The organism is Streptomyces capoamus, assembly GCF_014654935.1.
GTDB lineage: Bacteria > Actinomycetota > Actinomycetes > Streptomycetales > Streptomycetaceae > Streptomyces > Streptomyces capoamus.
In genome coordinates this window covers 249568-260049 of record NZ_BNBF01000002.1, presented here as the reverse complement: position 1 = coordinate 260049, position 10482 = coordinate 249568, and the positions used below count along the sequence as shown (strand labels likewise).

6 protein-coding genes and 2 pseudogenes are annotated in these 10482 nt (G+C 70.7%); 5 read left to right on the top strand and 3 right to left on the bottom strand.

What is annotated here, in order from left to right; genetic code table 11:
• From IE312_RS38760 to IE312_RS04615, 3 genes and pseudogenes are all read right to left on the bottom strand, one after another.
• A pseudogene (locus tag IE312_RS38760) lies at nt 1-961 on the bottom strand (BREX-2 system phosphatase PglZ); the annotation flags it as partial.
• Nucleotides 961-4851 (bottom strand): DUF6079 family protein, encoded by a 3891-nt coding sequence (locus IE312_RS04620; protein ID WP_189978619.1) that lies wholly within the window; start codon nt 4849-4851, stop codon nt 961-963. The gene IE312_RS04620 and the pseudogene IE312_RS38760, both read right to left, overlap by 1 nt.
• 232 nt (nt 4852-5083) lie before the next feature.
• Nucleotides 5084-5530 carry an ATP-binding protein gene (locus IE312_RS04615; RefSeq protein ID WP_189978618.1) on the bottom strand — a complete coding sequence of 149 codons (447 nt, stop codon included), beginning with the start codon at nt 5528-5530 and terminating at the stop codon, nt 5084-5086.
• A gap of 218 nt (nt 5531-5748) precedes the next feature.
• Here IE312_RS04615 and IE312_RS04610 point away from each other — a divergent pair, with 218 nt between their 5' ends.
• The 5 genes and pseudogenes from IE312_RS04610 to IE312_RS38750 form a co-directional block, all read left to right on the top strand.
• Nucleotides 5749-7386: a restriction endonuclease fold toxin-2 domain-containing protein gene (locus tag IE312_RS04610; protein ID WP_189978617.1), complete on the top strand. Its 1638-nt coding sequence runs from the start codon at nt 5749-5751 to the stop codon at nt 7384-7386.
• A 28-nt stretch (nt 7387-7414) separates the two neighbouring features.
• Nucleotides 7415-7849: a hypothetical protein gene (locus IE312_RS04605; protein ID WP_189978616.1), complete on the top strand. Its 435-nt coding sequence runs from the start codon at nt 7415-7417 to the stop codon at nt 7847-7849.
• 68 nt (nt 7850-7917) lie between these two features.
• On the top strand, nt 7918-8397 hold the full coding sequence (locus IE312_RS38755) for a hypothetical protein (RefSeq protein ID WP_229899048.1): 480 nt from the start codon (nt 7918-7920) through the stop codon (nt 8395-8397).
• Nucleotides 8394-9791 carry a KGGVGR-motif variant AAA ATPase gene (locus IE312_RS04600; RefSeq protein WP_229899046.1) on the top strand — a complete coding sequence of 466 codons (1398 nt, stop codon included), beginning with the start codon at nt 8394-8396 and terminating at the stop codon, nt 9789-9791. Before IE312_RS38755 ends, IE312_RS04600 begins: the two co-directional genes overlap by 4 nt.
• Nucleotides 9788-10482: pseudogene (locus IE312_RS38750) on the top strand (hypothetical protein); the annotation flags it as partial. The gene IE312_RS04600 and the pseudogene IE312_RS38750, both read left to right, overlap by 4 nt.

The following is a 10482-nucleotide window of genomic DNA, read 5'->3' as shown; positions in this document are numbered from 1 at the left end:
TCTCGGCGAGTTGATCGGCGCGCTCCAGCACCGTCAGGACGCGGGCCCGGGCGTCTGCGCCCGCGCCGCCGCCGGCCTCCGCCTGGGCGATCCACCGGCTGAGGACGCCGGTGGCTGCCGTCGCGTACGGGGCGAGTGCGTCGAACGAGCCGAGGGCCCGGCCGAAGAGTGTCCCGAGCGCGAATCCGGCGTCGGCGGCGGACTGGCAGGTCAGTGCGGTGGCGGCGAGCGCACCCAGCGGAAGCGCGTCCGATCCGCGACCGTCCGCGGCGAGCGCGAGCAACGTGGGCGCGGCGGGGCCGGTCACCTCTTCCAGCCAGGAGGCCAGGCCGGCACGCTCCTGTTCCGGCAGTTCGGCGTATCGCCGGGGCCCGGCCGGGGTCCTGGTCCAGTCGAACAGCGTGTCGGCGTCGAGATCCAGGGAGTCGTCACGCGTGCCGCCGAGGCCGACGCGGGCGGCGAGCAGCGCCCGCACGGCCCTGTCACGGGTGAGTACGGAGCCCACCTTGGGCCAGCCGCCGGGCGGCTCGGCCTCCAGCAGCGCATCCAGGAGCCAGGTCTCGCGCACCATCCGGGTGTCCAGGTCACCGGCGCTGAACAGCTGCTTGACGATGTCGGCCCGCTCCACGGCCAGTGGCCGGCGCCGCACCGCGTGGCCTCGCAGGTCCCAGCCGAGCTGGTCGGCGGGGACCTTGCCGGTGACCACCAGGACGCTGTCCCCGGCGCGGTCGGTGCCGGTGGTGTGCCGCCGCCAGGCCTCGGCGATCCCGAGCGGCGAGTCCTGGTCGGTGACGTGCACGCGCCGGGCGGTGCCGCCCACTTTCACTGTGAACTCGCGCTCCTCCTCACCGCCCGCCCACACTGCGTCGACCAGCACCAGCCGACGCCCCTCGGCGCGGGGCAGCTCTGCTTCGAGCAGCACCTCGATGGCGCGCCGCCCCGCGGCGGGCCGGGCCGCCATCAGTGCGCCTCCTCGGTGTCCTGCCCGGAGTCGGCGGACTCGATCGGCTGCCAGCTCACCGCCACGGTGGCGCCCGGATGGGCGGCCAGGAAGGCCCGGATGTCGTTACGGACGCCGGCGAGCTCACCGGCGAGCCGCTCCTCCAGCGGTGTGGTCCCGACCGCGGCGATGAGCCGTCGGCCGGATCCCGGGGTGCGGACCGGTATGTCCGTTTCCCTGCTGGGGACGGTCTCCGGCTGGGGAGGGACGGCGGCGGATGCTGGCTGCGGATGGTGGGTGGCCACCTCCGGCTCGTTCACCCTGACGTCCTGCGCGCCTGGCGCGGCTTCCTGCCGCGGTGCGAACACGTTCTCCACCTGGAGCGCGGCATTGATGATCGCGTTGGCCTTGTCGCCGGCCTGGCCGAGCACCGGGACCAGCGACCGTTCGAACTCGGAGGCACGGGCGGCCTGGGCGATCTCGTCGAAGAGCCGCCGGGCCCGGTCTCCCACGCCGTCCTCGCGGCCGGTCAGGCCCCGTACGTTGGTCAGGACCGGCCACGCGGCGTCGTCCAGCGCCCGCAGCACCTCTCCGGCGCTGCCCATCGCGGTGTTCAGGTCCCGTTCGCCCGCGGAGTACGAGGCTCCGGCCAGCTCGCGGACGAGCGCCGTGGCGTCGCTTCCGTGCCGGGTCAGCCGGGCGAGCAGACCGGCGGCCTCACGCAGGATGGCAACCCGTGGGGCAGCCTGGTCCGGAGCATCGAGACCGAGCAGGGCGGCATGCCGGTCCAGTGAGGCCCGTACTCCGGCGACCTCCCTTTCCCAGGTTTCGGCCTTGGTGCGGATGTCCTCGGCGAGCCGGTTGACGTTGCGGGCATACACGTTCGGCTTGGCGGACACGCCGAACAGGCGGGCTGCCCGGTCCCGGGCCGCCGCGTACTCCTCCTCACTGGGCAGCGGCTGCGCACGCAGCGACCAGCCGGGGCCGATCTCCTGGAGCGTGGGTGCCTCGCGTTCCGGCCCGCCCTGGAAGGCCCAGGCCCGGTCGTCGAGCAGCGCGTAGGAGGCGATGATCAGGTTGCCGGTGAGCTTGTCGAGCCCGGTGTAACCGAGGTCCTTTGTGATCCAGGTACGGATGTCCTCGACGCCGAGGTCGCCGCGCTGCTTGTGCGCCGCGGCGGCCTGGTTGATCCGCGTGCGCCAGTCCTGTCGCATGACGAGGGGACCGTCGTGCACCGTGCCCAGTTCCAGCGGCTCAACGACCCGCTTGACGGTCTTCAGGTGGTGGCTGTCGACGTTCTGGGCGCGCCCGCCCTCGTCCATCGCCCGGGTGATCCACTCCAGGGCGGTGCGCAGCTCGGCGGCCGTGACGGGCTTGCGCTGTCCCTTGCTGTCGAGCCCGAAGTCGGGGTGCTTGGGGTACAGCGCGGAGAACATCCCGTCGGCCAGGTGCTGCACGTTCGCCTCGAAACCCTTGCCGCCCTCCTCACGGGGCTGCGAGAACTCCGGCTGGAGCGAGAGCACGTGCCGGCCGTCGGGCACCTCTGGGCCCGGGTTGGAGTCCGTCGGCCGGGCCAGCCCGTACACCTCGGCGAGAGCGCCGGTGAGCTGGTCGGTGAGCGTGTCACGGGCCACTTCCAGTTGCCGCCGGACCTTGGCCCGGTCGTCGGGTGGGAAGTGCCCGGTGTAGTCGGTGAGCCGGTCGCGTTCCAGCAGGAAGTTGATGCGCATGAGCCGGCCGAGCTGGGCCCTGCGCTGGTCCGAGAAGAAGTCGGTGAGCCACACCAGGGTCGGCGCGGTCAGTCCGTCCTTCCTGAGCTGCTCGACGCGGTGGAAGTCGTCGCTCGGGAAGTGGTCGCCGTCGTCGAAGGGGTAGTCCACGACGAAGCGCACGTTGCCCGCGGTTGCGGGGGCGAACTGCTCGTCCGGCAGGTCGGCGCGGTCCCGTACGTTGCCGAAGACGAACTCGGCGATGCGCCGGGTGCCGCGCCAGACGATCTCCTTCTCCGCGACGAACTGCCCATCCCGGACGCCCACGGCTTCCCACAGCCGGTCCCGCAGCCAGACCCGGCGCACGCCCGCCTTGTCCTCCTCGGCGACGGCATCAAGGAGCGGTTCGATGTCCAGCTCGGACAGGTGCAGCGAGAAGACCGGGTCGGCCTCGCCGTCCGAGCGCACCTCGGACGGGAACGCGGCCTGGAGGTCGCGCATCCGGCGTACGACCACGTCACCTGCGGGCACGGTCCGGGAACGCACCGAGCCGTGGTTGAGAGCCGCCAGACGCGACCCGGTCAGTCGTCGCAGCGCGGGCACGTCCGGTGCCAGCGCCCCGAGCAGCAGGGTCTTGACGAACCGGTCGTCGGCCAGGAAATCGGGGTGCGTGTCCGAGCCGTACTTCTCCAGTAGGTGGGCGCGTGCCTTGGCGTAGAACTTCACGGCCGCCTCGGACTCCCGCTTCAACTTGTCGGTGAAGGCGGCCCCGGTGCCGTCGACCAGGACGTCCCACAGGTCGCCCAGCGGGATCAGCTGTCCGACGGCGGCGTCGGCGTTCTTCTGCAGCAGCTGCTGGACGAGCTTGAGACCGGTGCGCTCGCGCTGGAGGGCACCGGAGAGGGCGACCAGGACGTTGAGCAGGGCGGGGGAGAGGGGGTAGACGGCGCGGAAGTCCTCCCAGCCGGCATGGGTGGCGCCGCCGCCGTCGAGCAAGATGTCCTTGACCTGCTGGTTGGACCGGTCGACTCCGCCGAAGGCGTTCTCCAGCACCGTCTCCTTGCCGGGCAGCGGTTTCAGCACCCGCTCCTTGATGATCTCCGGCAGGTTGCGGTCCTCCAGGTCGACGATGTCGAACCGCTCGTTGAGGTATTCGAGCGCTTGTTCCATCGCCTTGACGTCGGCGCCGAGGACGTCGGTGCCGACGAGCTGCGAGAGGTCGCGCTGACGCGAGATGAACGACACGATCGGCACGGGCCGGTCGGCGTCCCCCGACTCGATCAGCTTCACCAGCTTCTGGATCTCGCTGTTGACGAAGGTGCGCTCCTTCATGTGGGCCTGGAGCCACAGCACCAGTTCGTCGAGGAAGAGCACGACTCCGTCGTAGCCCAGCGCGCGGGCGTGCCGGCTGATCGCGGCGAGCCCGTTCTCCAGCGGCACGTACTTCCCGGCATCACCGCGCGCGCTCTCCGCGTACGACCGCATCGGCCCCGTGAGCAGCGCGGACACCAGACGCTCACGGCGCGGGTCCCCGGCGGGAGCGGAGAAGGCGTCGTCCAGCTCGCCGGACGTCCACGCCCCACCGGCGCCGATCACTTGAAGCTCGTCATCGTCGTCGTCACCGGCCGCGGCACCGCCCTCGGCGGGCAGCAGCCGCACGAACGCGTCGTCCCCGAGCTGCTCACGCATTCGCCGGGCGTCGGCCAGCATCGCGTCGGAGCGGAACACGGTCGGCGTGGAGGCCTCCGGGTGCTGCTCGCGCACGGCCCGCACGTACCCGCCGAGCAGTGCCTCGTCCAGGTTGGCCGCGCCGACCAGGTGGTATGGCACCATCAGGAATTTCTTCCCGCGCAGCCACTCGTCGTGCTCGGCGATGACCTCCCGCAGCCGCGGCTTGGCCCGGGCGGCCGGCTCCCCGTTGAGGACGGCGTGCAGGACGGTCAGAAAGTGGCTCTTACCGGCGCCGAAGGAGCCGTGGAGGTAGGCCGCGTACGAGGCATTCTTGCGCACGGCGCCGCGTACGAGCTTCAGGGCCTTGTCGAACTCCCCCCGGAGCTGAGGGGTGACGACGTACTCCTCGACCCGTCCGGCCGAGTTCCCCGCGAACCCCTGGGACAGCTCTACCTTGAAATCGCCGGCGTACACGTCCTCCTTGATGTCGAGGACGTCCCTCAGTACGACGGTGTCGCCGCCTCTGGCCATCAGCTGCTCCCCGCTCCCCACGGCATTCCTCACACGTCCCCCTTATCCTGCCAGGTCGCCACCAGGGCGTGGAGGGGAAAGGGACGCCTCGGGGGAGGAGACAGTGAGCGCTTGCGGCGCGGGGGAGCATGGGCGGCCGGGCCGGAGGCCGGCGATCAGGGCCCCGGTGCTCCTTGTCGGCCGTCCGGCTCGGGCGTCCAACGCCTCGGGCCGGTGCGTCGGCCGGGTTCCGTCACCGGGCCTCACCGGACACGACGGCCCACACGGTCTTGCCGGGCGCTCCGGCGCGGGGTGCCGTGCCCCACTCCTTGGCGAGTGCCGCGACCAGGACGAGACCGCGACCACCGTCCCCGTCGGCCGGGACGGCCCGGGCGACGGGCAGGCGCTCCCCACGGGTGTCGCTCACCTCTACCCGCACCCGTCCGGCCTCGGCGCTCAGCCGCAGCTCGGCATCGCGCCCGGGGACCCGTCCGTGAGTGACGGCGTTGGCGGCCAGCTCGGCGACGAGCAGCTCGACCGTGTCGTGCACGGGTGTGCCATAGGGCCACCCCCAGGCGTCCATCTGCTGGGAGGCGAGACGCCTGGCGAGACGGGCGCCGCGCGGAGTCGCCGTGAACCGCAACGTGAAGCCGGTCTCGCGGCCCGGCCCTGGAGTGATGTTGTGGGGAGGGGTGGTCATGCACCCAAAATTTTCGTTCCCAGACGCGCCTGACCAGGGAAGACAGCCCCACGGCCCCAGGTTGTAGGGGTGGGGTGGCTTGGTGTGGGGGTTGTCGGGGAGCGATTGCTGGAGAGAGATTCTCTTTGGCTTGCCGCGGCGCTGCCTTCCGGACCTCTGTGCGATAGAACGGAGATCTGATCATCCTGCTTGCGGGCGAGTGAGTACTGGGGGAACGCGTGGGGCTGTCGCCAGACCTGAAGCTGATCGTGGAGGGCATGGTAAAGGCGTCCATGGGCATGGTGGACACGGTCATGGTCGGCACCCGGGACACGGCCATCGCGCTCTTCCACGAACTCGACCGGCAGCACGGCATGGCCGGGGACGACGACGCGGGACGCGCGTTCGCGAAGGTGTACGAGTCCGCGGCAGCCACGACACTCGACATGATCGGCTTCAGCGCCTACGTGATGGGCGAGACGGGCAAGGGGTTGATGCGCACCTGCCGGGAGCTGATGGCGCAGGAGAGCAGCGTCGCCTCGGCGATCCTCGGCCGGCAGGTGGACTTGACCTACCGGATGGGCGACCCTGCTGCGGACTGCTCCGAGAGTTTCCTGGGGCGCGGGCAGGAGCTTCCGGAGGTCGTCGGCGAGACCGCCTGGTACGACCAGTACGCGCCTGCCGGAATGAGTGACCGCTTCCGCGGTTCTCCGGAGAAGCTGCGGGACGTGGCGGGTACCTGGCGTCGCGGCGCGAAGCTGATGACGCGCTTCCTGGAGGACGCGCAGGCGTACGCCCATACTGCGGACAAGGCCCATTCCGGAGAGGCGGCGGACGCGTTCCGCAGCTACTTCAAGGGCTTCGTCGGCTTCGCCGCGCCGCCGGAGCGGGCCCATCCGGACGAGCCGCTGGTCGCCAACCTCGTGGCGGCCTGCACCCAGCTGGCGAAGGCGTGCGAACGGTACGCCGATCACGTCGAGGCGGCCAAGAGGCAGATCACCGAGGACCGGGTGGACCCCTTCCACGTGGACATGCCGTGGGACTCGCCGATGTTCGGCGGCAACGGTGACGACGGCGGCCTCCTCGACGCCGTGCTTGGCGACCCGTGGATCCACCGGCTCGGCGACGTGGCCCATTCCCTCGATGGCTCAGAGAAGCGCGTCAAGCTCCCGCAGGGTTCCGGCGGCTCGCCCGGCCTCCCGGGCCTGCCACTGCTCCCGGTGCCCGAACCGGTGACCGTTCCCGTACCGCTGGCTCTCGCGTCGTACAAGGGCGGCCTGCCGGGCGTGATACCGGCCGTCTACCGGGACCCCGACCCCAGCCTCCCGTTCAAGGACCCCCTGCCGCCGGAGCCGGGTACCACCCGCTTGCTCAGCGTCGGCGAGCGGAAGGAGTTCGAGGCATGGGTGAACACGCTGCGGCCCATGGGATTCGGTGGAAAGGGAACCAGCACGACCGACCCCGCCAACGCCTATCAGTTGCGGACGGCCGGGTATCCCGAACGGCTCATACCGCTCCCCGCGGAAGCTCGTAAGGGAGCCATCGCCGCCGACGGAATGCGGCCGGCCGACGGTTACATGATCGACGCGAAGTACGTGAAGGACACCGACGACGAGTGCAAGAAGAACTCGTGGCGCACGCCCGACACCTTCGCGCTCGAAGACAAGTACGACAAGAACGGCAAGAAGAAGTGGAGCAAGAAGGACATCCTCGTCGGCAAGGACGAGGACGAACTCGACGACTACCGGCAGGCGATGACGCAGCACGAGCAGATCCGCGGCCTGGAGATCATCACCAACGACAATGACGCTGCCGCGTACTGGCAGACGCTCATGGCGGCACAGGGGGTCAAGGGCACCTCCCGGTACGTGCCCTGAACCCCGACGAAGAAGGACGCTTCCCGCTGTGGACCTCGACGAATACCAGACGACCTTCCTGCTCTACGCGCCCGCCAAGAACCCCGCCGGCTGGAACCTGGACCTGGCCGCCTTCGGCGCCGCCCTCGAGGCCGCGTTCCCCGAAGTGCGGTACGAGACCCGGCAGGGCAGGCAACTGCGCCTGTCCTTCTGGGCGGTGACGGCCGAAGGGATCGAGTTCACCGGCTTCGCCAGCAACGAAGGCAGGGACACGGTGGTTCTCGTGGACAACACCGCGGAAGAGGCGGCTGTGTTCATCACCTGGCTCCGTGACTCCTACATCGCCTCCCCGGACCTGATCCGATTCAGTTCCGAGCCGGCCGTGGAGGCGGGCATCGAGACGGACTGGCGCCTGCCCGCGGCCGGCGACACCGCGAGCATCGCCGAGGAGCTGAAGCACCACATCCAGGTCGTCCAACGCTGAATCGCGGACTGGCGCTCCTCCGGGACACTTTGGGCCGTTCGAGCGAATCAGGCTCTAAGATCCGGACCGTGTCGGTGAAATCACAAGAGCACCACTACGCACACGCGGCCCTGCGGCACTTCAAGGACGCCGTCTTCCTCCTGGACAACGCGCGGCTGCCCAATGCGGACTATCACTTCGGCTTCGCGGTCGAATGCGCCCTCAAGAGCCTGCTGCTCCGCTTCACGGCGGCCACGATGGACCCCAAGCCCAACGGCAAACCCAGCAAGACTCCCTGGGTGAAGGACCCCGCGACCGGCAAGGTGGCCCATGCCTACAGCCACCTGCCTTGGGTGGCCACCGACGTGGCGCTCCTGACGCACGGCAGGTCGGCGACCCGCCTGTCGGCCGCGCTCGGCGGTCTGGCGGCCTTCGACACATGGTCCGTGGACCACCGGTACCTCGACGGCAGCAGCGTCGTCGAGGCGGACGTGCGGCAACGGCGTACCGTGGCGGAAAACATACTCAGCCTGCACGAGCAGGCGCTCATCACCGGAAGGCTGCCGTGACCCTCGCCCCAGACCCGGCCGGCGGACCCGTGCGGTTCGCGCAGGCGCGAGTCCGTGCCCTGGACCTGGCCCACGAAGTGGCGGCAGCGGGGGTGGACGTGCTTGCCGTACGGGACGTGCTGGGCCGGTTCACCCTGATCGTCGACGACCGTACGCAGCCGCTCCCACCGGCGTTGGAGAGCCTGGAGGACGACTACGGCCCCCGTCTCGCCCGGAAACTGGGCCGGTATGCCGCCGACCGTTCCTTGATGCGGGCGTCCGGCCTCTTCTCGGCCGACGGACTACTCGACTCGGAGCGGGCGGTCCGGGATCCGGAGCGGCCCGCGGGCCGGGTCCGGATCCTCGACAACACGGTGGTGGGCGAGGACTGGGCACAGGTCTCCACACCCGCCCCCGAAGCGGACGGCTCCCGCACCCACCGCACGGCGCTGTACGGGTTCAAGGGCGGCGTCGGACGCAGCACGGCCACCGCGGTCCTGGCCCGCCACCTGGCCGACCAGGGTCACATCGTGCTTGTCGTGGACCTGGACCTGGAGTCCCCGGGCGTGGGCCCACTGGTCGCCGCCGGGACGGAGCTGCCCCCGCACGGCATCATCGACCAGCTGGTCGAGTCGGCCGTCGACAATGCGGACGGCCTGGAACTGGTGGTCCGCACCGGCTACGAGCCGCGCGGCGGCCGGGGTGAACTGTGGGTGGCGCCCGCCCGGGGCCGTGGGATGCCGGGCCTGCCCTACGCCTACGTCGACAAGCTGAACCGGGTGTACGCGGACGTCCCCGGCGCCGACTTCGCCGACCGCCTGGAGCGGGCCGTACGCGCCTGCGAGGACGCGGTGGCCCGCGACGGCGACAGCGGCCGCCGCCCCGACGTCGTGCTGCTCGACAGCCGCGCCGGCATCCACGACATCGCCGCCGTCACCATCTCCCGCCTGTGCGACCTGGCCCTGCTGTTCGGCACGGACAACGCCCAGACCTGGGAGGGCTACGGCGACCTCTTCGAGGCATGGCTCCTGTCCGGGCAGGCACCGGCGATCCGGGAGAAGCTGCGCATGGTGGCCTCGATGGTGCCTGACTCCCCGCTGCGCCCCAGGGACGCCTACCTCCAGTCGTTCCGCGAACACGCCTGGGAGTCCTTCTCGCTGCTGTACGACGACGACGTCCCCGACCCGGAGACGAATGAGCTGGATCTCGACACGTTCTCCCCCTTCCTGGAGGACGAGGCGGCGCCGCACCACCCCATTCCGATCCTGTTCGACCCCGGACTCGTCGGCCTGGACGCCGTCTCGGTCCCCGGCTGGCAGGACCGGGCGTTCGTGCAGGCGGCGTACCGGGACTTCCTGCCCACCGCTACGCTCCTGATCACCGCAGATCCGCAGAGCAGCGAAGGACCGCGATGAGCACCCCACTGGGCGTCGAGGAGTACCGCGACCTCCTGGCCGCGGCCCTCCCGGAGGCCACGGACGCCGACACCGCCGAGCCGAACGTGCGCAGCCTGTTCACGCCCGACACGCACCGTGCCGCCCTCTACGTCGACAGCACGGTGGTCCGCGGCGGCCGGGGCGTCGGCAAGACCTTCTGGTACCGCTCGCTGCTGGACGAGACGCTGCGCGAGGTCGCCGCCCAGGAGTACGGCATCGAACGCCTGCGGCGCGTCACGGTGTCCCGTGGCTACGGCGCCGCCCTGGAACCGGACCTCTACCCCGGGCCGGGCAACCTGCGGCAGCTGGTAGAGGAGGGCGTCCGCCCCTACGACCTCTGGTACGCCGTCCTGCTGACCGCCTTCGGCCAGCCGGAGCTGCGCGAGCTGCCCGAGTGGCGGGACAAGGCCACCTGGGTGCGCAACAACCCGGGCGCGGCCGAGCGCACGGTGCAGATGGTCGACCGGGAGGCGCAGGGCAAGGGGATCACCCACCTGATCCTCTTCGACGCCCTGGAGCACCTGCACCGGGTCCGCTCCCAGGCCGACCGGCTGGTAAGCGGCATCCTGGAGTTGGCCCTCGCCATGCGCCTGGGCACGCGCAGCATCCGGTTCAAGGTGTTCATCCGCCCCGACATGTACGACGGCGCGCTGCTGCACTTCCCGGACGC

Bases quoted from the DNA above. Each gene is read 5' to 3' on its own strand.
- IE312_RS04615 (WP_189978618.1), bottom strand. From the start codon at position 5,530: ATGACCACCCCTCCCCACAACATCACTCCAGGGCCGGGCCGCGAGACC.
- IE312_RS04620 (WP_189978619.1), bottom strand. From the start codon at position 4,851: ATGGCCAGAGGCGGCGACACCGTCGTACTGAGGGACGTCCTCGACATC.